General features: G+C 38.0%; 17 protein-coding genes. All 17 read right to left on the bottom strand.

Annotated features, from left to right (window positions below):
* Window positions 1–2 precede the first annotated feature (2 nt).
* The 17 genes from REI64_RS00975 to REI64_RS00895 all read right to left on the bottom strand — a co-directional run bounded on the left by REI64_RS00975 (window position 3) and on the right by REI64_RS00895 (window position 24,237).
* The gene (locus REI64_RS00975; RefSeq protein WP_308848209.1) at window positions 3–2,327 is read right to left on the bottom strand and encodes a chondroitinase-B domain-containing protein; all 2,325 of its coding nucleotides are present in this window, start codon (window positions 2,325–2,327) and stop codon (window positions 3–5) included.
* A 220-nt stretch (window positions 2,328–2,547) separates the two neighbouring features.
* Window positions 2,548–3,822 carry a hypothetical protein gene (locus REI64_RS00970; RefSeq protein ID WP_308848208.1) on the bottom strand — a complete coding sequence of 425 codons (1,275 nt, stop codon included), beginning with the start codon at window positions 3,820–3,822 and terminating at the stop codon, window positions 2,548–2,550.
* A 27-nt stretch (window positions 3,823–3,849) separates the two neighbouring features.
* Entirely contained in the window at window positions 3,850–5,436 is a 1,587-nt protein-coding gene (locus tag REI64_RS00965; protein ID WP_308848207.1) for a RagB/SusD family nutrient uptake outer membrane protein, read from the bottom strand.
* A 14-nt stretch (window positions 5,437–5,450) separates the two neighbouring features.
* Complete coding sequence (locus tag REI64_RS00960) at window positions 5,451–8,660, bottom strand: TonB-dependent receptor (RefSeq protein ID WP_308848206.1); 3,210 nt, start codon at window positions 8,658–8,660, stop codon at window positions 5,451–5,453.
* 199 nt (window positions 8,661–8,859) lie between these two features.
* Window positions 8,860–9,612, bottom strand: a complete 753-nt coding sequence (locus REI64_RS00955; protein WP_308848205.1) for an SDR family oxidoreductase — start codon at window positions 9,610–9,612, stop codon at window positions 8,860–8,862.
* 206 nt (window positions 9,613–9,818) lie between these two features.
* Window positions 9,819–11,099, bottom strand: a complete 1,281-nt coding sequence (locus REI64_RS00950; RefSeq protein WP_308848204.1) for an MFS transporter — start codon at window positions 11,097–11,099, stop codon at window positions 9,819–9,821.
* A complete protein-coding gene (locus REI64_RS00945) occupies window positions 11,096–12,118 on the bottom strand; it encodes a chondroitinase-B domain-containing protein (protein ID WP_308848203.1) in 1,023 nt (340 codons plus the stop codon). The genes REI64_RS00950 and REI64_RS00945 overlap by 4 nt, the downstream gene beginning before the upstream one ends.
* Before the next feature lie 106 nt (window positions 12,119–12,224).
* Complete coding sequence (locus REI64_RS00940; RefSeq protein WP_308848202.1) at window positions 12,225–13,094, bottom strand: alpha/beta hydrolase; 870 nt, start codon at window positions 13,092–13,094, stop codon at window positions 12,225–12,227.
* Between the two features lie 274 nt (window positions 13,095–13,368).
* Entirely contained in the window at window positions 13,369–13,704 is a 336-nt protein-coding gene (locus REI64_RS00935; protein ID WP_308848201.1) for a cupin domain-containing protein, read from the bottom strand.
* Window positions 13,705–13,774: 70 nt separating this feature from the next.
* Entirely contained in the window at window positions 13,775–15,907 is a 2,133-nt protein-coding gene (locus REI64_RS00930; RefSeq protein WP_308848200.1) for a heparinase II/III family protein, read from the bottom strand.
* A 54-nt stretch (window positions 15,908–15,961) separates the two neighbouring features.
* Window positions 15,962–16,705 (bottom strand): FadR/GntR family transcriptional regulator, encoded by a 744-nt coding sequence (locus REI64_RS00925; RefSeq protein WP_308848199.1) that lies wholly within the window; start codon window positions 16,703–16,705, stop codon window positions 15,962–15,964.
* A gap of 173 nt (window positions 16,706–16,878) precedes the next feature.
* Window positions 16,879–19,599: a T9SS type A sorting domain-containing protein gene (locus REI64_RS00920; RefSeq protein WP_308848198.1), complete on the bottom strand. Its 2,721-nt coding sequence runs from the start codon at window positions 19,597–19,599 to the stop codon at window positions 16,879–16,881.
* A gap of 62 nt (window positions 19,600–19,661) precedes the next feature.
* The gene (locus tag REI64_RS00915) at window positions 19,662–20,489 is read right to left on the bottom strand and encodes a hypothetical protein (RefSeq protein WP_308848197.1); all 828 of its coding nucleotides are present in this window, start codon (window positions 20,487–20,489) and stop codon (window positions 19,662–19,664) included.
* A 16-nt stretch (window positions 20,490–20,505) separates the two neighbouring features.
* Window positions 20,506–21,384, bottom strand: a complete 879-nt coding sequence (locus REI64_RS00910; RefSeq protein ID WP_308848196.1) for a heparin lyase I family protein — start codon at window positions 21,382–21,384, stop codon at window positions 20,506–20,508.
* A gap of 418 nt (window positions 21,385–21,802) precedes the next feature.
* Window positions 21,803–22,306 carry a hypothetical protein gene (locus REI64_RS00905; protein ID WP_308848195.1) on the bottom strand — a complete coding sequence of 168 codons (504 nt, stop codon included), beginning with the start codon at window positions 22,304–22,306 and terminating at the stop codon, window positions 21,803–21,805.
* On the bottom strand, window positions 22,306–22,809 hold the full coding sequence (locus tag REI64_RS00900) for a hypothetical protein (protein WP_308848194.1): 504 nt from the start codon (window positions 22,807–22,809) through the stop codon (window positions 22,306–22,308). The genes REI64_RS00905 and REI64_RS00900 overlap by 1 nt, the downstream gene beginning before the upstream one ends.
* Window positions 22,810–22,815: 6 nt before the next feature.
* Window positions 22,816–24,237 carry a cation:dicarboxylate symporter family transporter gene (locus tag REI64_RS00895; RefSeq protein ID WP_308848193.1) on the bottom strand — a complete coding sequence of 474 codons (1,422 nt, stop codon included), beginning with the start codon at window positions 24,235–24,237 and terminating at the stop codon, window positions 22,816–22,818.
* Window positions 24,238–24,427 lie beyond the last annotated feature (190 nt).

Raw genomic sequence — 24,427 nt, 5'->3', positions numbered from 1 at the left:
ATTTATTTAATATCTGCACCAACGGTATTTCCATTCGAGCCTATTTTTAGTAGTTCACTTCCAAATTGCAGTTTAAAATCAAAAGATTTCATATTCTTAAATGCTGGTTTGATATTGAAAATATGCTTTCCAACAAGTTTTCCGTAGTAGGTATCCACTTTTCCAGATTGATAAAAATTACAGTAGTCTACCAAAACATTGTCCCAATTGAACTCTCTAAACTCAATAGACCTTCCCCCCTGTCCGCTATTAACGAAATTACTATTTAAAACCCTGGCATATTGAGCCCCCAACAATCGAATTGCAGCACCTTGTTGTCTGTTATCTACTTCGTTTACGGTACAGTTTTCTATAGTTACGAATGGACCTAAGGTGCTTTCATCATTTCCACCACGATATACATTTATGGCACTACCCAAAATATTCGTAAAAACACAGTTCTTAATCACCGTGTGTTCTGCTCCGTAAATACCTTTGTCGTCCCGTTCTTCGGCTAAGTTAATGCCAGTTCCAGAAATGTTTCTGAATAAAGAGTTGGTAATTACCAAGCTATCCGCCAAGGTAGATTTACTTCCTTTGAACCCGGCAAAAGAACCTTCATTATAATCGTAAAATTCACAGGCGTCAATAAATGCTTTGTAGGGCTTGTTCATTGGCAATTCCGTTGAACGAATACCGCAGCGCACCTCGCCACCACTACCGTAAGCACCTTTAAATGCAATTCCACTAACTTTTACTGTAGCTCCTTTGTCTATGGTGATGAAAGCGGGTAAGGTTTTACTGCTTCCATTCACAAAAATTGGTTTGCTTTTTAAGTTAGCCGCTGCTTTGATGGTAATCGACTTACCTACCACGAGTTCTTCTTCAAAACTGTAAAAACCCGTATCGATCAACTCTAAGACATCTCCATCAATTAATTTATCAATTGTCTGTTGGATATTTGTACTTTCTTTAGCAGTAATTTTTACCACCTTAGGTTGCGAATTAACCAACTTTACTTCTTGCTTGTACCAAGAAGCACCTACATCCTTCTTCTGTACAAATTTCATTTTCTTTAATGGAGCGCCATATTCTGCCAAGTAAGGAAGCGAAATACCATTGATTGTTACGTTTGATGGCTTTTTAATTACAAAACCGTCTTGTATGGGAAGATTAGACTGCAAAGCATTGTCTTTGATCGTAACTCCACCGTCCTTATTTTCATCAACGTAAAGTGCGTTTGCCGGCTGCACCAGTAAGTTTTTTGAAAATATGACGCTTTGGGGCGACAAGGTACGTTCCGAATCTTTTCCAGTACCAAATAATGATGGTTCGCAGTTGATGAAGGTATTACGTTCAATCTTGGCATCAACCACTTGATAATAACGATTAATCAAAGAATTTGGAACTCCGTTCATTACCGCCAATGGAGAACGGAAAGCAGTTCCTTTCAAATCTTTAAATACATTATCGAATACTTGGTGACCGGGATTAATGACCCTTACACCACCAGTAAATGGTTTATTGTTACCTAAAAACAGATTTCCTTGTACCACATTCTTAGAACCATGTCTTAATACCAAACTACCTTCGCACTCCAAGAAAGTATTGAAACTAATATTGTTCTCTCCAGATTTGATGGAAACGATTTCGACCTCACCATTGCATCTTTCGAAAAGATTATGCACAATCTGAGTTTTCGATGCCGTTAAAGAATATCTTGAAACACCAATTCTTATAGTTTCGCCACCATTTGAGCCAAAACGCTGACGACCATTGAAATGGTTTGAATCAATTCGGTGATAGTTTTGTTGACTGCGTTCGTCGTTAAGCTCGGCTATAATTACCGGACCTGCATTTAATTTATTGGTAAACGTTGAATGGTCTACCCTATTATTTTTACCCCAAAGTGCCACCCACGAGTCGCCTTTAAAACGTTCTGGTTGACTAAACTCTTCTAATGCAAACTGTGTAATGCGGCAATTATTAGCCAGGTTGTTGTTATCGACCCTAAAGTTAATGACATGATCTTTAGGGCTGTATCCGTTTTTGAAATGGAAACCTTTAATATAAATATATTCTCCACCAATTTTTAAGTTCGATTTTCCCGAAATCTCTACTTTATCACCACTTTCTGGCTTTACCCAAATGGGTTTTTCTTTGGTGCCTTTACCCGAAACAACCAACTGCACATCTGCCCAAACTTGATTTTTGAGTAAAATTACATCGCCTGGTTTTGCTTTGGCAGCAGCCGATTTTAATTCTTGTGGCGTACTTACCAAAATATCAGCTGCATTTGCAAACGAAACTATTAAGAAAAGAGCTAAAAAAGTGATACGGAATTTCATCAAATATGGTTAATCGTTTAAACTGGTTATTTGGTTAATTGCTCCTGCAAATTTTCACAGGCTTGGTTTTTGATTATTAGATATTGATTATTGGATATTGATCATTATCCACATCTCCCATAAATGCTGCCATCTCGATCGGAGGAAGAAATAAACAAGTACAATCTTCTTTTTATCCCGACCGAAATGACAAATCATTCACATATAAACCAAAAAGCTTTTATTTCTGAATATAGATATCGAATTTAATGGTTGAAAGACCTGCGGTAGAAGCTACTACTACTTCCTTGGCTCTAATTAAACAATTTCTGAAAGTGCCATTTGCCCTAGGAATTCTTACCCATATCAAATAGCTTGTTGTTGTGTTAAAGATGGCAGTTGTTGCAGTAGCAGAACCGTCAAACCTAGCAGTACTTCCAGACGGTACCGGAATATTATTAAACAACCCGCTATCATCAAGGTTTGAGATGCTATTAGCATTGTAGCTGGCATACACATTATCTATAGCAGCATTACCAGGCACCAAAACCCTAAACCTTGTTGCTTTAAAATTGCTCGGATTTTCTATACTCCAGCTGGTTCCATTACATCTAAAATTTGCGGCTACGTTAGTTGTATTTGTTGGACTGTAGAATGTAGGTCCATTACTTGTACCGTAGAAAAGAAAGTCCATCAATGCTTCATTTGCATTCAAATTGCAGCTACCAGATAAGGTTCCTGTTTCGGCAATAAAAGTGTTGTTATTTACTGTTACACTAGTAGAGCCCTGGGCACCCATAACCAAATCAGTTAATAAGGTATAAGGTAACACTGGCACACTAATGACTTTCTCGGCGGTAAGATCAAAATTATCAACCACCACTACTTTAACATTAGCCGTATTAGCTCTGTAAACGTAGTTATAGTTAACGGTAAACTCGGTTGAGCTGCTCGGATTGTTAATTGTTTCTACCAAAGTATATGAAGACTGCGAGTCATCATAGATTTCAACTCTTTTTACACCATTTTCAGATATAGCTTTTCCATTTATCTGGATATTCCCATTTGCATCTGGTAAAAGACTACCTGCAAAATCTTCAAGTTTTGGCAAAGGAGGAACAAAGCCACTCACCTTTACAAAACTCTCGAAACTGGAATTATCAATATGTTTAATAGCTAATTTAACTCCTTTGATATGAATATTAGCTGTGCTGAACGCATCTTTTGGGATAGTTAAATTAACATTATTTTTTTGCTGTTCATCTACTAGTTCAATGTGTATCAAAGAATCTGTTGCATTGGCTCTAGAAAGGTAACAGTAAATTAATTTCACGCCTATTGGAGAAGCAATTTTTGCATTCACCAATTCATCTGGTGTTATATTTTTGGTAGCAATATTATACACAAAGTCTTTAGTAGTTACCTCATCAGCAATATTTTCTTGCGCTGTTTGCTTTTTGCAAGCAACTAGTAAGAGCACGCCTACCAGCATACTGCCTATTAAATTTTTACTCAATAATCTCATTTTCAATCTTTCTTATGATTAGTAACCTGGGTTTTGCTCAATCTTAAGCTCATCATTAGTATCTATTTCACGTTGCGGAATTGGAAGTAATAAACGATTTTGATTAACATACCCCTGTAGCTCTGCAAGGGAAATTACCGGGCGGTAATTGCGGTAGTGAACATCGTATTCGGCAGCGAAATAAGTTCTTATTGCGTTAACAGCGTCGCCAGATCTGAGCATATCAAAATAACGTTGGTTCTCGTAAGCTAATTCGATTCTACGCTCGTTAAATAGTGCCGATTTAAATGCAGCTGCATCCAAAATAGCACCGTTTCCCGTTGCAGGATATTTAAAAAATGCAGCTTCAAAAGCACCCGTTCCTGTATAATCTGCTGCTCCAGCCCTTTGTCTAATAGAGTTGATAAGACCTACAGCAACTCCATCTGCACCATCAAATCCCATTGCTTCGGCTTTCATCAACAAAACATCTGCAAATCGTATTACTGGAAAATCATTTTCGGCATCATATCTAGTTATTACCTGAGATAGGTATTTTTTCATATAAGGTCTGGTAGCGGTGTACTGTGCAATGTTAACGTTTCGGCGCTGATCTGCAGGGCCAGTTGCAGGCACACGATACGCCGCCTTTACGCTTTCTGTTGGAAAATTAAATCCATTACCATCATTATTAACCACAGAACTACCGCTACTAGAAGGTGCGAATAAATTTGCAAATGGTGAGCCTAACCCAAAACCTCCCGCTTTATAACGCACAGCAAAAATTATTTCCCTATTCATCTCGTTGTTGATAGAAAATACATCAGCATAAGAAGGGAGCAAACCATAGCCACTGTTATTAATTACATCATCAAGCAATAAAAGTGCATTTGCACTTTGGTTATTGGTTAGGTAAACCTTTGCCAATAAAGATTTAGCAGCCCACGTGTTGGCATGCCCTAAATTACTCTGATTAATTTGTGCGAAACTGGTATTAGGTAATATATCTTTCGCTTTAGTTAAATCGGCTATAATTAGGCGATAACAATCATTAACAGAACTTCTGTTAATCTGTTTAGCAATTTTAGGATCGAGCGGCTCGGTTATCAAAAACACCCCACCAAATAACCTCACCAAGTTAAAATAATGATAAGCTCTTAAAAACAAAGCTTCGCCCATAATTTGGTTACGTTGCTGCTCGGTCATCTTTGCGGTTGGTTCCTCTAAACTAAGCTCGCCATTTACGTATTTTACGCCTAAGCTTCTCAGCACGTAATTAATTGCACGTATATTTCTATAGGTGGCAAGCCAATAATCGTAAACTTTATCATGTGCCGAGTTTACAGTAAACATATCTAGTTCATTTAGCTCGATATTTTGTATTGCCGTACTACCTGCAGAACCTTGTTTAGAGTTATCTCCTCTAAGCTCTGTAAACATCCATTCGATATATAATGGTTGATGTATGCCATTGTAACAACCCGTTAATGCGGTGTTGGTTTCGCTATAATCCCTATAGAAAGCATTGGTTCCGATATTAGAAATCGGATCTATATCTATTACCTTTTTACAAGATGTAATAAAAACCAAACTTGTAAGAATTGCGATAAGGTGCGTATTTTTCATGATCTCTATCTATTTTAGAAATTGATATCTATACCTAAAGTAAAGGTTCTTATTAATGGGAACGACCCTCTCTGATAGCCATCTATCAAAGGCGAGGCATAAGCAGATGATGTCATTCTAGCTTCTGGATTAATTCCACGGTAGTTTTTACCCATAAAATAAAATAGGTTGTTAGCAGAGCTGTAAAATCTCAAACTATTTACGCCCATTTTTTTTGCAGCTTTTGAAGCCATTGTATACCCTAGTATCACTGTTCTTACAGAAATATAAGAAGCATCTTCTACCACGTAGTCTGTTAGCATCCAGTTTTCGCCATTAGAATAATATGGTGTTTTGCCATCGCCAGGATACATTTCACTTAACCAACGGTTTTCAGAATTAAAATCTTTGTTATACCTTCTATGCTCCAGATAGTTTGGATCTCCGTTAACCAACTTGCCACCTTGCGAGCCTTGTACCAACACATTTAAATCAAATCCTTTGTATTTGAAGGTGTTGTTTACACCCCAAAGAAAATCTGGGAACGGCGATCCTATAACCGTACGATCATTAGCATCAATAACATTATCGCCATTGATATCTACAAATTTCAAACCTCCAGCCTGAAAATATCTGGAAAGTGTAGATGTTTGCCCATTTGCCCTAGCCTGTGCAATTTGCGCATCAGATACCCATACACCATCTGTTTTGTAACCGAAAAATTGTATAGCAGGCTGCCCTACAATAGCAGCATAAATTTCATTTCGTTCGCCAAAGTTGTACTGGAAGGGCTCGCCTCCTAATGCCAACAATTTGTTTCTATTGGCTGAAAACGTTAAAGTTGAAGACCAGTTAAAATTCTTTGTTTTTAAATTAACAGAATTAAATTCTACTTCAATACCTCGGTTACGAACTTTACCGGCATTGTTAATGAATTCGTTAGAACCAGTAAAAGATTGTGCCGCCTGGTTATACAATAACTTATCTGTAATAGAATGGTAATACTCTACTGTTAAGCTAAACTTGTTCTGTAAAAAGCCAATGTCTAAGCCAGTATTAGATTCGAACGTTCTTTCCCAAGTAATATTTGGATTAGCAAGCAAACTGCCATTGGGCGACAAGCCTAGATTAACCGTACCGCTACCTGGCCCAAAAACATAATTAGCAGGATATAATAAATCTTGAAAAGCAAAACTGGAGATCCTATTGTTACCTGTTGCACCATAACTAGATCTAATTTTTAGATTGTTGATCCAATTTACTTTAGACATGAATTTTTCGTTGCTCACTAACCAACCTGCAGAAACAGAAGGAAATATACCCCATCTATTACCTTCAGCAAAATACGAGCTTCCGTCGGTTCTAAAACTTGTTGCCAACAAATATTTATTTTTATAATCGTAGGTTATCCTACCTAAATAAGATATCAAACCAATTCTATCTTTAAGTGTACGAGTTAAATTCTGATCTATTTGTGCCGCCTGATTTAGAGTTTCAAAATTATCTGTCGGAAAATCTCTTGCAACGATAGTTGAATTATCTACCCACGTTTGCTGAACAGTATAACCAGCCAAACCTGTAAAATTATGATTACCTTTTTTATGGGTATAATTCAAAGTATTTTCCCAAAGTAAATCTTTATAATCTCTTCCTGCTACTGTAGCTTCATTTACTGCACCATCTTGCCTAGCATTGCGTTTAATAAAATTATTATCCTCTTGTCGGGTATAATATCCGCCAATAGATGTTTTAAATGTAAGTTTTGGAGTAAACTGGTAAGAGAAATCGCCACCACCAAGCAGGCGATACACATTTCGAGTAATATCAATTCTAGAAGCAATAGAAAGTGGCGTATTATTTTGTGTACTAAAAGGACTTACTGGGTTTGAGCCTCTGTAAAAACTACCATCTGGTAAGGTTCCCGAATAAGTAAGCTGGTTAAAATGCCTAGCTTCGGCGTAATCTCCTGGCAAGATGTTAGCCCATTGAGGATTTTGCCTAACAAATGCTGCCGTAAATTCGGTATGATAAGCGGGAAGAAATGAAGGGAACCTAAAATAATCTGTAAAATTTGCCGCCGGACGAACAGTGCTAATATATGATGGATTAAAATTGATGCTGAACTTAGCCTTTTTGCTCAAAGTTCCATCTATTTTTGCCTTTACGTTTAATCTATCGTTTTGGCTATAATTCATTACGCCCTGATCTTTTTGCATATTACCAGAGATGTAGTATTTTAAATCTTTGTTACCACCAGATATGCCTAACTGTACGTTATAAATAGAAGCAGTATTTCGTAAGGCTAAGTTTTGCCAATCTGTTGCTTGTCCAGAAATCTGGTTTTCAATAATATACGATGCAATTTCTGTATCCATAATTAGGTTTTTCCTATTTGCTGGCACAGACGGATCATTTTCTCTTAGGGCTGCTTCTCTATACAATTTATCTGCATACTCGGAAAAAGTATAAATTGGATAAAGTTGATAGGCATCGTGTATACCATAATATGTTTTTACCGAATATCTTGGTCTATCTGGCGTACCACTTTTTGTAGTGATCAAGATTACTCCGTTAGCTGCCCTTGACCCGTAAATAGCAGCCGATGCGGCATCTTTCAGCACTTCTACAGACTCTACATCTTGAGGATTTACGAAGGATAGACCATCTGGCACAGGATATCCATCTACTACCACCAAAGGAGATGAATTAGCACTGATTGAGCTGAACCCACGAACCCTTACTACGGGATCTGCACCTGCCTCGCTCGAAACATTTTGTACGCTAAGTCCAGCTATCTTTCCAATTAGCGCATTGTCTAATCTTGAGGTAGGAATTTCGTCTAAATTGGTATTAACCAACTTACTTACCGCACCCGTAACGGCAGATTTCTTTTGAGTGCCATAGCCCACTACCACAACTTGCTCCATCAGACTAATGTCTTCTTCCAGAACAATATCTAATTTTTTAGCATCTGTAACAATTTGAAGTCTGGTTTTGAAGCCGGTATAGCTAAACATCAAAAATTTACCCTTTTCAGCGGTAATTGTAAATTCTCCCTTTTCATTGGTCATTACACCATTTTTGGTATCTCGAACTGCTACGGAAACATTTTGAAGAGGTTCTCCATCAACTGCCCTAACCACACCTTCAATCTTTGTTTTAGTTTGTGCGTTAGCATTAAAACATGCTAAGAAAAAACAGGGAATTAACAGCAGCAGAAAACCGCGATTGTAAATTCTATTCATACAGTAATTTGGTTATAATTTGGTTATTGGTTAAGAATATTTCAATTCTTAAATTGGTTTACCAAAAATTGGTTTACCAAATATAAGATTAATTCTTAGAGAACAAAATTATTTTTTAGTGCTCCAAGATATTTTTCTTACTGGTTGAAAAACAGCTGAATTATTTTTTAACTCAGCTGCTTAATAGGTGGATATTGCATTAAGAAAATGCTAAGCCACCATTAATGTCAATGTTATTCCCTGTAAGGAAGCTCGACTCATCAGAAGCTAAGTAAGCTACAACATCAGCAACTTCTTTAGCATCACCTTCTCTTTTCAATGCAGTTGCATTTGCTACGTTAGTTCTTACTTCAGATTTTGTGAAAGTATCGTGAAAAGTAGTAGAAATCATACCCGGTGCTAAAGCATTTACGCGGATACCTTTTGGTCCAAATTCTTTAGCTAACGATCTTGTGTAAGTCATTACGGCACCTTTAGAAGTTGCATAGGCGCTTGCACCTGGGCCACCACCATCTCTAGCAGCTAATGACGAGAAGTTAACGATTGATGAACCTGCTGGCATAAACGGAGAAACCGCTTTAACCGCCAAGAAAACAGATTTCAAGTTTACGTTCATTACAAAATCCCAAAAATCTTCGTCCATTTCTGCTGTTGTTTTACGAGCAACCAAGCCACCAACAACGTTAACTAGCACGTTAATTTCATCGCCGAAAGCTTTTCTAGCTTCAGCTACCAAAGTTTCTACTTCGGCTGCTTTAGTCATGTCAGCTTGCACAACAATACCTTCGCCGCCCGCCTCTTGTATTAACTTCAGGGTTTCATCTGCTTGTTCTTTGCTGTCGAAATAGTTGATCACAACTTTAGCTCCTTCTTTCGCCAATTGTAAGGAAACCGCCCTACCTATGTCTCTAGCACCTCCAGAAACTATCGCAACTTTGTTTTTTAAACGCATAATCTATTGTATTTAATTTTTTATTTATAAGTCTTTTAAAAAAATTTCTCCTATGACGGCTACATCAGTTTAAGTGTTGGCGAGGACGCCAACACTAGAGATTTCTTATGTTGGTGTCCTCGCCAACGTGGAAATAATTATTAACTAAATAGCATCTATGTAAAACCTCTCTATGCCTAGCATTTGGTGTTCTCACCAAACTCATATTATTTTTTTGATGATATATATTTGATGCACAACCATGATACCGGCACCAATACTGCTGCCAGCACAAAGAATGATACATAACTTGTTTGTGTAATTACTGGAACTGCCCAAGTGGTTAATAAAGTACCCGCAACTGCTGCTGTACCACCCATTCCGGCTACAGTACCCACATTTTTTCCGTTGAAGTAATCGCTTGGTAAAGTTTGGATATTGCCAATTAGGTATTGAAACCCGAATAACGTACACCCAATTAAAACCATAGCAAACATTGGTGTGTCTTTTAGGCTATCTAATTGATAAACGATAACGACCAAGGCTGTCAACATAATTACACTACCTACGGCAATGGCATTTTTACGAGCTTTTGCCGCAGCAACACCCTTTCTTATTTGAACCGAAGCATGATAACCGCCAACTAAACTTCCAATAGCGGCAAATAAATAAGGTACCCAAGTAAATGCACCAATTTGCTTAATATCGAACATGAATTGCTCTTTCAAGAAAGTAGGTAACCATGTCACGAATAACCACCAAACCGGATCTATAAAGAACCTGCCGGTAATGATACCCCAAGTATTTCTAAATTTCAGCAGTTCTCTCCAAGTCAGCACCGGAGCTTCTTCCTTTACTTCCTCTACTGCAACACTCTCTTGTTTGCCCAAAATATGGTTACGTTCTTCTTCTGTAATCCAAGGGTGTTTATCTGGCGTAGCTTTGTTAATGTACAACCACGGAATAATCCAAATGAAACCTAAAACCGCAATCAGCACGAAGGTCATCTTCCAACCAAAAATTAAGTAAAGTGCGGCAATAATGGGTGCTGAAACTACCGAACCTAAGGATGCTCCTGCCCCGAAAATACCTTGCGCAATCCCTCTTTCTTTAGCAGGAAACCATTCTGCATTGCTTTTGGTTGCGCCAGGCCAATTTCCAGCTTCGCTGAAACCCAACATGAACCTAAAAATGTTGAACGACAATAATGACTTTGCAAAGGCATGCAGAGCGATAGAAATACTCCAACCAATGATCGATATGGTCATCCCCAAACGAGTACCAATGGCGTCCATTAATTTGCCCGTAAAAGTTTGTCCTAAAGCATAGGCTATCATAAAGAAAGTGGTAATTAAAGCCAATGCACTTTTATTATCCGCCTCGGCAATACCAAATTCGGTATAGATATAAGGCCAAAGAATGTTGATAGCACTTCTATCTATATAATTGATTACAGTTGCCAATCCAATAAGGGCGATGATCCACCATCTTAAGCCTTTTACCTTCATAATTTAATTTTTTTCAGTTCGATATTTGTAATGCCTTTTGCAGCATTTACCACTTTATTATCAGCATAAACCTCATTGCCTACCGCTTCTCCCTTACTACTTTTCAGTTTTACGTTTATCCCGTAGCCATCAGCATTTATGTTGCTGATATTATTTTTAAACTTGTTGTAAGAACCCCAGCCTTCGTAGGCACAGTTAACTTGGTAACCGTCTTTTAAAACTGATGGTTGTGTATTGTTTCCTATGTTGTTTTCGATGAGGTAGTGATTTCCTTTGATGTCCATCCAGCTATCTGCGCTGTTCTCTCCAGTAATTCCTTGCGCTTCGAAAGTGTTTCCTATAATAATTCCGCCAGTTGTACCTTCTTTAATATCGATACACTCAGCTGTAACATAAGGTCCTAGCTTATTATTTAGTACTTGATTAGAATCGCACTGATCTGGTTTCCCGTTAGTATATCTTCCCCAGTTATTGTTGGCAGAACCAATATAAATGGCTTCACCATAACCCGGCCTCTTCTTACCTGTATGCGTTACTTCTGAGTTTTTAACGATGTTATGTTTACTAAAAGTTCTGAAATGAATTCCTTCTTCGCCTAACTGAGTGACAAAGACACCATCAATTACATTGTAATTCGCTCCATCTGCCACTATACCTTTCAATCCGTTTTGCATGGTAAAACCTTTAAGCTTCCAATAACTAGCTTTTAAAGACAACACATATCCGGTTTCTGTACTGCCAGCATCTAGTATTGCATTTCTGGTTCCTATAAGTACAATAGGTTCATTTTTAGTACCACTAGCATCTGTTTCAATTACAAACTTGCCTTCGTAAATACCGTCTTTCAAAATGATCGAATCTCCAGGTTTAGCCGTAGCCAAGGCTCTCTTCAACTGAGCGGCATTTGCAACAATAATTGGTTTCGATGATTTCAAAAAAGGCTGTATTGCATATCCCATCCCAAAAGTTGAGATAACAATAGCAGCCATAACCAAATATATATTGAAGATCTTTTTCATTGACGCTTTAATTCTTACTATTCTTAAAAGATTGCTTCGTCATTCTTCCTCGCAATGACGAACAAAAAAGCGTCACTGCGAGCTTTGCGAAGCAGTCTCTCCTTTGTTACTTATGAATACCTAGTTCCTTTAAAAAATCGATGATAGCTTTATTAACTTCCGAGTTTTTTTCTGCCGGAAATTTGCCATGCTCACCACCTTCTACTGTGATGAATTTGTTCTTTACACCAAACTCGTCCAGTTTCTTTTTCAAGTCTACAGATTGTTGGTAAGGAACTATTGGGTCGGCATCTCCATGCACAATAAATACTGGTGGACTGTTCTTCTTCACTTGAAACAAAGGAGAAACCGACTCGATGAACTTTTGGTCTTTAGCTTTATCACCTAACCACCAAGTAGCCGAACGACTTGCCCAGCCACCGATGTGCGTAATTCCATACTTATCGATAATAGCAGCTACTTTTACATCTTTAACACCTGGGCAATTGCCATCAAATTTGGTGTCGTTACCTAACAAACCGCCCATTAGTGCCAAGTGACCACCAGCAGAACCACCCATAATTACAATTCTGTTAGGGTCGATATTTAATGCCTTCGCATTTTTGATGAGATAAATTAAAGCGCAACGAGTATCTTCTACTGCAGCAGGTGCTGGCGCAACTTGTACCAAACGGTAAGCAATGTTTGCCACTGCATAGCCGTTTTTAAAGAAAGTGTTAAAGCCAGTTTGCGACTCTTTATTTCCCTTATTAAAGCCACCACCATGAATGTTGATTACAATTGGAGAAGGTCCTTTTTCTTTCGGTGCTAAGTACAAATCCATTTTGCCTTCCCAATCACCTGCTTTGGTGTAAACCACATTCAATTGCTCAGAATATCCAGTTGGGTAGCTTACTTTCTTAACCTCCGCTGTTTCCTGCGCTTGAGTAAAACTTGCAGCTACTAATAAGAAGCAGCTAATGATTAATTTTTTCATTTTTTTATTTCTGATTATTTCTTTTTCCTCCCTCTACCCCAATGTCATTAAGTTAAGCGTTGGCGGGGACGCCAACACTGGATATTCTTATGTTGGCGTCCCCGCCAACGTTATAAATAATCCTTAACTTAATGACATTGCCCTCTACCCCCCGAATAGTCCTATCGTGTGGACACATCTCATTCCTCCCCCCTTAAATCCCCCTCGGAGAGGGGGACATTGGGTGCATTAAGCAATTTGCCTTCCCCTCCTTTGGAGGGGTTAGGGGAGACCTTTACTTAATAAAATCTTCTCTGTGAGGAGCGAAAACATCAATTAAAATACCTGGCTCTACACATACGCAACCATGTACAGCGTGAGGTGGCACATAATAACCATCACCTTTTCTAATGATTTTTTTCTCATCACCAATGGTCATTTCAAAAACACCGCTTTCTACGTAAGTAACCTGTACATGGTAGTGCTCGTGCAATGGACCAATAGCTCCGGCTTCGAACTTTGCTTTTACCAACATGATTTTATCATCGTGACCGTAGATTTTACGCTGTACACCGTTACCTAAATCTTCCCAAGTTGTTTCTGTTTCTATTTGAAATAATTCGCTTTGCATATCTTGATATTGTTTAATTGCTTAATTGTTTAAATCGGTTAACTGATACCTGATCACTAACCCCTGTCCGCTATTTAAAAGAAATATAATTCTGTTTATCTGCGTAGTTAATTTGATAAGTGTAAGTTTTGTCCTTCAACTTGAAACTGATTACCGTTTGTTGCTCATCTGATTTCAAGATTTTTAAGTCGCTAATAGATGGTAATGCTGCTGATACCGTTTCGTTAATTGGATCTGTACCGCCATGTGTTTCAGTAATGCTTGCAAAAGTTTGATTTTGACCACTACTGCTCAACATAAATGCTTTTCCATCTACCAAATTCATTTCCGGATCATTAGCGCCAATAGAAACCAATTTCACTTCTAAAGGATTATCTGATACGAAATGAGTGGTATAGAAACGATTTTTGTTTAATAAGCCAACCAACCCAGTTTTATCTTCTAATTTATTGCTGGCATTTAACCAAATATGCTGATAACCATTTTTTGTTCCCAAAGCGGTTAAACCATCAGCTTTTGCAGCTAAAGGAAATGAGGTGTTTACCAACTGACCTTTGTACCAAAAAGGCAAATCGTATTGATGATTTTTTGCAGATTGCGCTTGCACTACATCAATTAACAATGGTTTTTCTAAGCCATCTACTTTTACCAAAGCAGATGTTCTAATCATGGTTACATCAGCGTAAGCTTTAGCCTCTTTGGCGCTAACCACTTTTAAATTTGGCTGGTTAGAGAAGTACAACAAATTCGGACTAGTTTTATCAGCAGGGCCTACTTTGGCATTAAAATGTGAAGTTTGATCTACCACTAAGGCATTATGAGCTACCGTTTGTTTTGCAAAGGTGTTGTTCTCTGGCAAGTAGCCTCCACCGTTTTTAGTATCGATATTTAAAAATCTTGCAGCACCATAATCTGGGAAGATTTCTGTAGTATTATCATAGAACAACAATCCCAATCTATCAAAGTGACCGTGTCCCATGCCTTGCGAAGCAGCTTTCATTAACACTGCTTGCTGATCTGTATTTGCACCGCTACGCAAAATACCTAGACCGCCATCCTCTCCTTTTGCACCATCCTTAATAAACAAAGTTTGATATTTGAAAGGAACAGCTTTACCAGCAGCTAAATCTGCAGCTACCTTTAAACCAGCATCAGAAACGATGACACGGTTTTGCTGCCTAGCAATGTCTAACAAATCAACCTCTGGTTTAATATCAGCATAAGCTAAATTTACCCCGTAAACCAACTCGATAGATTCGTAGGTTTTATCTTTAATGGCATCGTTAATTGGGAAGAAAGTTTTATCGGTATAAGATGTTTGTAGAGAAGTTTGGATTGCTTTCGACAGCAATTGATCACGATAATCGAAAATCTTACGTGATGGTTCATAATTGTTTATCGCCTTAGCAAATAAAACGAATGGCAACAACGCATAACGTTGATAATACGGACCTTCCATGTAATAGCCATCAGGCGAAAATAATTGGTCTATTTGTGCCAAATAACCAGTTTTTCCATCTTTGTTAGAACCTTTGATAGCCGTTTCTACATACTCTCTTTTGTTTAGTACATAGCCAGTAATACCTACCGCAGCCAAGTTCCAAGTGCCATGATTATGGATTTTGTTGAAGACATCGTACCTATCTTCAGTAAAGAACTTTAAGATAGGCACGAACAATTTTTCTTCAATGGTTTTCCTATCTGTTGCAGGTAAACCGTCATAAACCAAATCATAAGCCTGTATGGTATAAATTTGCCATACAAAGTCGTTTAAGCTTTGCCAAAAAATGCGTCCACCATCATCCTCGCTTTTTCTTTTAGGATGCAATGGCCATTTTTCATATTGCGAAGCATAGTTTAACAGTACGTTTTTTACGTAATCTGCATATTTCTTTTCTCCAGATATCTGATAAGCGGTAGCAGCGCTCAGCATATTGCTGTAGTTTTTCTTATGCTGTTCGTGAGTATAACCGCCGCCGCCATCTTTAGGTATTGGTACTACTATGGGTTGTGCCAAAGCTTTATCGGCTGCATTTTTTACAGTTTGATAAGATTGACGCAAAAGTGGATAGGTAGCTACTCCTTTACGCACAGCGGCCACATTTGCTTTGGTAAGCATTAGGCTTGGATGTGTTTGAGCCATTAAAGACACGCTAAAAAAGGCACAAAAGGCTACTAATACCACTTTTTTTAAGTAGTTCATACGCTATAAATTATATTTAATTGATTAAGCTAGGATTGCCCTATATTTCTCGAATTATACTTGTGTTTCGTTGATTATATTTTGTGTAGCAAAGCCCGCTTTACTAATTTGCCATATCTCATCTAGGTGACCCGCCATAGCTTCTTCGGCCTTAGTCACATCTCGCGTTCTAATCGCCTCGTAAATAGCTTTGTGCCCTTCAATTGCCTCTTTTGCTCTATCGTAACCACAAATCTTACTTTCTACAATGTTTTTAATTAAATCTGGTACTATAAACAAAATCATAGTTTCTAATACCGAATTTTTAGTTGCCTTCGCAATTTTGATATGGAATATCATATCATCTTCTGTAGCATCTTGTCCGCTGCGCACCTTTTTTTCGTGATCTTCTAAAGCCCTCTTCAAACTTTCTAAATCCTCTTCGGTTCTACGTTCGGCAGCTAATTTTACCGCATTTAACTCCAAATGATAACGAGCTTCTATTAAGGCATTGAAATCATCTTTGTTAAACTTGATAATGTCTGAAATAATGTTGTCGATAACATTGATGCTTAAGCCAGCCACGTAAGTACCACTTTGAGGATTAGTTTTTAGCAGCCCATAAAACTCTAATTTTAATATCGCTTCGCGGATGTAACTTCTTCCTAATCCAAATCTCTCAGAAAGAACTCTCTCTGCAGGCAATCTATCGCCAGGTTTTAACTGACCAGAAATGATCAATTGTTTTAATTGTCCTATAATTTTGTCAACCGGCGACTCAACTTGTATAGCTGTAATATTTTCTATTAACGATTTCATTCCTTGGTTTTTCTATTTGGTCGACCAATTAATTGGTTTACCAAAAATAATCATTCAATTGAGTATTTAAAATTTATTTCAAATTTAAATGAAATTATCTAGGAATTACCTCTAAATCATATTCGTTCATTTGGCGTTGATGTCACCAAACGAACGAAGTTTTAAGCCTAACTTTAAATTTTAATTACTTTTTTAGTATTGGTTACCCTACCGCCATTTTCTATCGATAAAATGTAAGTTCCTGCTTGAATATTTTGAACATCGATCTCTAAAACTTGATTACCGCTTGCTGTTTTAGTAGCAATTACCTGCCCTTGAATGTTAAATAATTTAATTACATCACCTTTAACCACTCCAGTAACGTTGATGTTTTTTTGACTTACTGGATTTGGATAAACAGCTATTTTATTTACTGCTACGTTTACCACTTTAATTTCACTTTCGTGAGTTGTGCCATCTAAATCTACACCAACTAAACGATAGTAATTTACACCAGCCAAAGGATTTAGATGAGTATAACTGTAGTTAAAAATCCCAGCTTTATTATTAGCGGGTACGGTTTGGATTGCCACGAAATTATCTCCTACTTTATGCTGAAGTAAATAATGCTTCAAATTAACTTCGTCTGTAGTTCTCCAATCTAATTTTACGCTATTTAAGCTCTCCTTCGCAGTAAAACTGATTAAGGTTAGCGGTAGCGTAGTATTTGCTTCGCCAATTATAAACGGAGAAAAATTACTGGTGGTAAGCGTTGCGGTATTGGCAGCTGCATTTCCACTACCGGTAAATGTGCCATAAGCCCCACTGGTGTAAGCTGCCATGCCAATTTGGGCATTTCCGAAAGCAGAAAAATCAGCTCCTTCTAAAGCATTATCCCAGCCTAAAGTTACGTCTACATCACCAGTACCAGAAGTACGATTGATATTCCAAACAGCATCTACCATTCTTAGCTTTTGTGCTGGTGTTAAAGCCGTGCCATTTGGAATGGCATTTGCGGTTGCACCCGAAAAAACATTGATATCGAAGTTTGAAGCTAGAGTTGGGTTTAATGTTACAGGGGTGTAATGGGTTGTAGTACCTACGGGGATTAATGTTGCAGCATTAAGACCGTTAACTTTTAATGTACCTACTGCTCCGGTTGTAGTATTTGCTTGTGTTGCTACATAAGCAGACGAATTGAATATACCATCAAAAGAACCCGTAGTGCCAATTACTACCTCATCACCTTCACGAACTGTTAATTTTACATTATTTAAAGTGAGCTTCCCATTAATGGCAATATCTTTATTTGTTGTTGCGGCAGCGTTGAAAGTTACATCGCCAAATGCACTACCGGTTGTAGGAAATGGAGTAGTTGTATTGGCATTAAAAATACAGTTTGTTCCAGAGCCAAAATTGATATTTCCGTTAGCATTGACAATAATACTGGCGTCCATGCCCCCAATATTTGCAGTTTCGCACGTTGCAGCTCTTCCTGTTAAAGTTAAACTTGAACCGTTACCCGTCGCTGCATTTGACATTGCAAACGTACCAGTATTAGAATTGGTACCAATAATATACGTATTTGGTGGTATTTGATCGCCAGTTACCAATAAGCCAATCACAGCATTAAGATTCGAAAAATCTGTTACTGTTACTGAATTACTACCATTCGTTATCGTCGCTGCAACAGTGCTAGTTATTGCCGCAGTCCTAAATTGAAAACGACCAGTATTGGTAGCAGTACCTACTCCATTAATGGTATAAGTGCCAAAATTAAGCTTACCTATTACCGATGATTGACCACCACCTGCGATATTTAGTGAATGTCCCAAAATTACATTGGCATCAGCCGCAACGGTAATGGCGCCGAGATTGTTGAAGGTGCCATTACCTGAAACAGTTTGAGGGCTTGTTCCCATAAAAAGCAATTGGGCAGTTGTAACTGCACCAGAAATACCGAGCGAACCATCATTCAAAATGTTACCAGTAATAGGTGATACCCCTTGTGATCTCATATTAAAGGTAGCTCCAGACCGTATAGTTAAATTTTCAATTTTGTTAAAATTTTCACCAGAACTACCTATGCCTAAATCTATGGTTGCATTATTTCTAACCTCTACATTCGCCAATATTTTACCACTAAACATATTCACCACATTAGCTGCCTCTAGCACCAAATTGCTGCCAGGCTGAAATACAATGATGTTTGCGGAAGAGTTGTTCCCAAATGGGTTAATTGCACTTTTATGTATTAAAGATGAACCTGCCTGAAAAACAACGGCATTATTCGAAGAGTTACCATCAGTCGTATTTACTGATCCAAAAGGATAGCCTGAAGTGTGTGTATTATTGTACTCTAAACTAGCTCCAGGGCCAAAAACTATGCCACCTACCGTACGGCTTGTTATTTTCGGGCTATTTGCAAAGGTAGACTGTACCATTTTTATAGCCCCTTCAATTTTTGCAGTAGCTACTGATGAGAGTTCAATATATATGTTTCCATTCTCGTTAGCGGTATTTAATTGCAAAGACGAAGTTCCATCTACAATAAGCCCCGCTTGCAAGTTAGTATTATTGGCAATAGTTAACGTTCCATTGTTTGTCGTTGTTCTAACCAATACCACATTAGCTCCATTTATTAGCTTTACCTGTGCGGTTGTTGCGGTATTTAAACTAATGGTTACAGTGCCGGTAGCAGGTGTCCCTCCTCCTATATTAGTACCATCTACTATTAAAATATCTGTTACGGCCGGTGTTGTTCTCGAATCGCCCGTACCATCTTGATTAGTTTTCCAAACGCCTGAAGCATTAATATTGCTTTGAGCAGTGCCACCAACCCAGTAATAGGTAACTTGCGCAAACCCCACTGCACTAAAGCAGCTTAAAATCATTAAAAGTAAAATTCTTTTCATGTGAATCAATATTTGGTTATAGGTTGGGGAAAGCTTTTACAAGCTCTCCCAATTATTTCTGATTATAAATTGCCGTTAATTTCCAGATTATCTATCCAAGCTTTCGCCATGGTATCGTTACCTTTGGGTGTAACACCATAGATGATAAAACCATTTAGGTTTTTACCAGTCTCTAGCCCAGCAGATACAAATTCGACGGGTATGCGTTTACCGTTTATCCATACATGGTAGGTACCTACATTTAAAGTCTGCTCTGCTTCTTTAGTATATTTTTTTGCCTCAGCACCGTTGTTGCTATACACTTCTATGAGGTAGTCGGTGTTTTTTACAAGCGAAGCGCCTTTTACCGTAGACCATTTAGCACCGTTACGGTAGTGGAAATTAATTTCATTAGCGGCTGATAGGCTCCATCTTAAACCTGCAAAAACCTCTGTTGAAGTTTCTCTAATACCGCTATTACCCTGAAATAGATCATCTGAATTTTCGGATGTACCGTTAGCAAATACCCACTGCCCTGCATTGGCTGCATCCATCTTTATATTGAAACTCGTTTTAGTAATACCCTCTGTTGGCAAATTGTAGATAGAAAATTTACTGGTCGTTGTTCCTGCTACTACTTCCAGCCCTGCTCCTTTTAGAAAATCAGCACCACTTTTTACCAAATTAAAAGCTCCAGTACCGTCAGAGGCAGTACGCACTCTTACTTTGGCAGCTTTGATATTGGCTACTTTGGGCAAAAATGAAGTAGAAGATGCTCCCGGATTAGGGCTAAACGAAGCTTCTTTATCTCCAAAATCGTAATTAATTACTGGTGCAGCTTGCTGTGCAAGAGCTGTATTAGCTGAAAAAAGAATAGCGAGAGTGCATGGTACAAAAAATTTCCTGATCATATTTTAATGGTTAAGGTTAGTATTCGGTGATATTAAAATCGTTGAACCAAACGGTTTCGTCACGCAACATATCTGGTTGTAAGGTTCTTCTGTAGATACCCCATTTTGGGCGACAACTGGTAGAATTTTTACGCCACATCTCTATATTGGTGAAGGCTTGCTTTACCAATAGTTTTCCATCGCTAATTCTGTTGATCTGGATCTCGTATTTGCCATCGAAAGAAAAAGTAGCTCTCTCCACTACCTCTACCCAATGTCCTTTGAAATCGCTCAAAGGGATTTGCACAATATACTTCTGCGAAGTAGCATCGGTTTCTCCAGTATGGATTACCTGCATTACATCACCCGCCGCCCTATATCGAGGAGTAAGTGTAATAATTGGCAATTGGTTATCGCCGTCTATAGGTTTTAATTGATGGATGTGTGTAAAATCGCCTGATGGCTTAAAATTGGCATCTAATTTGAATTTCCATTTGTAAAGCACTTTTTCATCTTTACTGGCTTTTAGACTTTCTGGAGATTTATCGTAAGTTTTAATTTCGTTACGCTGTCTGTCCGAATTTTCACATTTGTCATTATCTGGTGTGAGATGGATATGGAATGCGAAAACCTGGCGTTTCAAATCGTTGTCATAAACTTGGGTGATATGCTTGCCAAAAGATGTGTGGCTACAATCTGGAGCTTCAATCACATCGCCAGTACCGCCAAATACATTATTGATTAATTGATAAGTATCTGTTGTACCATTAGCGCTTAATGTGGTGCCTTGGGTGTTAGTTGTCTGACTACCATTGTCAGCAATTACTTCCTTTTCTGCAGGTGCAGTTTTTTGCTTGCTGCAAGCACATCCAAAAAAACAGATGCATACGATATAAAGCAGGTTTTGCCTTTTCATACAATGGATTAAATTTGGTTGACCAATATTTGGTTGACCAAATTTATACAAATAATATTACGAAGCAAATTTTTCTGAGAATTTTAACAACAAAGGTAGTTGGGAATGTTACAGAGGCAGCTGAATTAGCTTTACAGCAGTATTTTAAGTATATATTTAACTAACGTAGATATCGCCAACGTTAACTTAGCGAACGAAAAAGAAGCGTTTTTCTGGGAAATGTGAATTTGAAAAACAGGCGTTGCTTATTAAACCCGGTTGAAGCGGAAATACTTTTTGTTATGGTTGACGGGACTGCATAGATGCTTCGATAAACTCAGCATGACAGTGAGCAGATAGCGATGAAACAAAAAGATTATAGCGAAAAACGGGACTTTCGGAAGATAGTAGCAGGATAACTGCTTTTCAAAAAATTATATTATTTGCTTACAAAGCGGTCTTCGGCTTCGGTTATGATCTGCTGAACTACCTTTTGCAGTGCGCTAGCCTTACCTGCTATGATTGGGTCTTTATCGTAATTGGTGAGGTAAACGATGTTTTTAGTGGTGTCGTCGTAAACAAACTGAAATTCGTAACGTAACACTTTTGGATCTTTTAAATTAGCTTGCGGATTAGCAATTGTATCTGGAACTTGCAGTAAATCTCCCTGGTTAATTTTGCTGTGCAAAAAAATGATGTTATTGGTTCTGAGCTTGAAATTAACCTTCACCAATTGATCGCTTTTATCTAAAAACTGATAGTCGCCAGCTTTAGAATTGTAACTGTTTTGCAAAGTATCGCCCATGCCCCACTTGTAGGTTAAACTTACAAAAGATGCCGCTTTTTCGCCTCCACTGCGCACTTTCATAATGTAGTAACCACCCACAATAACAATAAATGCTACCGCAGCAAGCTTTAAAATCATTTTCTGCTTAGCATTCATTATTTTGCCTCGTTCTCTTTATCGATGAGTGTTAATTCAATTTCCTTTTGCATTTTACTTATGGCAGCTTTCATCCGCTCATTACCGCTAAAACTAGGCAAATAAGTTACTTCCTTAGATTTTTTTTGGTAATTGAATTTGATAACATAGCGCAGCTTACGAGGATCTTTTAGATCGTCTTGGTTGTTGGCTACAATACTTGGCAGGTTCCAAAAACCTTGTACATCGGCTATGCTATCTAAGTATTTGATATCTCTTACACTAAGCTTTATATTGCTGCTGATAAGCGAGTCTTTTTTATCGAGATATTTAAACTCGCCAGTAGCCGAATTATAGCTGTTTTCTAATTTTTCGCCTGTTCCCCAGCTGTACTCTAACGATACAAAATATTTTTCTTGAAATGGTGCATTCCTAATCATTGGTGCATAATAAATGGCACCATAAATAACAAAAGGAACTACTACACTTAATATTAAAAAAATCTTTTTAGCTCTGGAACTCATAATGTATTAATCGGCAATAAATTTCTCTGGAGCCTGCTCATCAAACTCCCCCTCCCACTTGGCAATAACCACTGTTGCTAAACAGTTACCAATTACGTTTACCGAAGTTCTAGCCATATCCATTAGCTCGTCTATACCTAAAATTGCAGCAATGATAAACACTGGTAAACCGAATTGCTCTGCCGTTGCAATAAGTACAATTAACGATGCTCTTGGTACAGCAGCAACTCCTTTAGAGGTAATCATTAAGGTAAATGCAATTGCCAATTGCTGGCCAACACTTAAATCCATGCCGGCAGCTTGCGCTACAAAGATAGAAGCTAATGACAAATACAACGAAGTACCATCTAAATTAAAACTGTAACCTGTTGGTATTACGAAAGAAACAATTTTACGTGGAACGCCAAATCGCTCCATATTGCTCATTGCTTTTGGCAAAGCAGCATCAGAACTTGTGGTTGCAAAGGCGATGGAAACTGGTTCTTTTACGGCCTGGATGAATTTCTTAATTGGTATTTTAAGGAAGATCATGATTGGCACAAATATCAAGAGCACAAAAACGATCAGCGCAATGTATAAAGAGCCTAAGAGCATGAATAAATTTTTCAAGATATCTACGCCCAAGTGACCAACAGTGTAAGCCATAGCTGCACCTACACCTATTGGCGCAAAATACATGATGAGGTTGGTGAATTTGAACATCACTTCTGACAGACTTTCAGCAAATTCTACCATCGGTTTTCGCTTTTTCTCTTCTACCATTGCCAATCCGATACCGAAAATAACAGAAAACACTACAATTTGAAGCACTTTGTTCTCGTACATTGATTTTACGATATTCTCCGGAAAAAGCTCGTAAAAGAAGTGCGTAAATTTGTAGACACCGTGTACATGATCTGGCAAGTGCTCTAAAGCTGCATCGGCAGTTTTTACTGTAGGTAACTCTTCATGAGGCATACTTTTAATATCTACACCAACACCTGCATGGGTGATATTGATAACCGCCAAACCAATGAAAATAGCACAAGAGGTTGCGCAGAAGAAATACAGCATCGACTTCCAAGCCATACGGCCCACTTGCTTTAAATCTGAGTGACCTGCTATACCGTAAACTAAAGTTCCGAAAAGGATTGGACCTACAATGGTTTTAACCAATTTAATGAAGCCTTTGCTCAGCGGTTGTAGCGCAGCGGCGAAATTTGGAAAATCTACCCCAACAAAAATGCCTAAAAGCATAGAAACCAATATCCAAGTGGTGAGGTTTCTTTTAATTATGGCATAAACCACCATTACTACAGCAACTCCCCAACGTGCCGACATCATGATTTGTTCTGGAATATCTACGATATTAAATTCCTTTAATAAAGTAAGCGCTACTGCGATGGTGATAAAAATTAAGGTGATTAAGCCTATCTTAGATTTCTTCATTTAGTTTTTGTTTGTTGCTGCATCTATTTTACAAAGACACATTATTCTATTTGGTTACTTTGGTTTTTGCTTTTATCATGCTACATCAAACTTTTTTCTGATGTAGCTAGACCGACAAAAATAAATAATTGCGCTTAGCACACAAACATTTATTATTTTAGCGACCGTTTATGGTGTAACAATTTAATGT

The sequence above is a fragment of the Pedobacter sp. genome (assembly GCF_031119335.1).
Taxonomy (GTDB): domain Bacteria; phylum Bacteroidota; class Bacteroidia; order Sphingobacteriales; family Sphingobacteriaceae; genus Pedobacter.
Note: the sequence above shows the minus strand (reverse complement) of the source record. Positions and strands in the feature narration are given on the sequence as shown.

Coding starts and splice junctions, on each gene's coding strand:
- REI64_RS00975 (WP_308848209.1), bottom strand. CDS start 2,327: ATGAAATTCCGTATCACTTTTTTAGCTCTTTTCTTAATAGTTTCGTTT.
- REI64_RS00965 (WP_308848207.1), bottom strand. CDS start 5,436: ATGAAAAATACGCACCTTATCGCAATTCTTACAAGTTTGGTTTTTATT.
- REI64_RS00960 (WP_308848206.1), bottom strand. CDS start 8,660: ATGAATAGAATTTACAATCGCGGTTTTCTGCTGCTGTTAATTCCCTGT.
- REI64_RS00955 (WP_308848205.1), bottom strand. CDS start 9,612: ATGCGTTTAAAAAACAAAGTTGCGATAGTTTCTGGAGGTGCTAGAGAC.
- REI64_RS00950 (WP_308848204.1), bottom strand. CDS start 11,099: ATGAAGGTAAAAGGCTTAAGATGGTGGATCATCGCCCTTATTGGATTG.
- REI64_RS00945 (WP_308848203.1), bottom strand. CDS start 12,118: ATGAAAAAGATCTTCAATATATATTTGGTTATGGCTGCTATTGTTATC.
- REI64_RS00940 (WP_308848202.1), bottom strand. CDS start 13,094: ATGAAAAAATTAATCATTAGCTGCTTCTTATTAGTAGCTGCAAGTTTT.
- REI64_RS00935 (WP_308848201.1), bottom strand. CDS start 13,704: ATGCAAAGCGAATTATTTCAAATAGAAACAGAAACAACTTGGGAAGAT.
- REI64_RS00930 (WP_308848200.1), bottom strand. CDS start 15,907: ATGAACTACTTAAAAAAAGTGGTATTAGTAGCCTTTTGTGCCTTTTTT.
- REI64_RS00925 (WP_308848199.1), bottom strand. CDS start 16,705: ATGAAATCGTTAATAGAAAATATTACAGCTATACAAGTTGAGTCGCCG.
- REI64_RS00920 (WP_308848198.1), bottom strand. CDS start 19,599: ATGAAAAGAATTTTACTTTTAATGATTTTAAGCTGCTTTAGTGCAGTG.
- REI64_RS00915 (WP_308848197.1), bottom strand. CDS start 20,489: ATGATCAGGAAATTTTTTGTACCATGCACTCTCGCTATTCTTTTTTCA.
- REI64_RS00910 (WP_308848196.1), bottom strand. CDS start 21,384: ATGAAAAGGCAAAACCTGCTTTATATCGTATGCATCTGTTTTTTTGGA.
- REI64_RS00905 (WP_308848195.1), bottom strand. CDS start 22,306: ATGAATGCTAAGCAGAAAATGATTTTAAAGCTTGCTGCGGTAGCATTT.
- REI64_RS00900 (WP_308848194.1), bottom strand. CDS start 22,809: ATGAGTTCCAGAGCTAAAAAGATTTTTTTAATATTAAGTGTAGTAGTT.
- REI64_RS00895 (WP_308848193.1), bottom strand. CDS start 24,237: ATGAAGAAATCTAAGATAGGCTTAATCACCTTAATTTTTATCACCATC.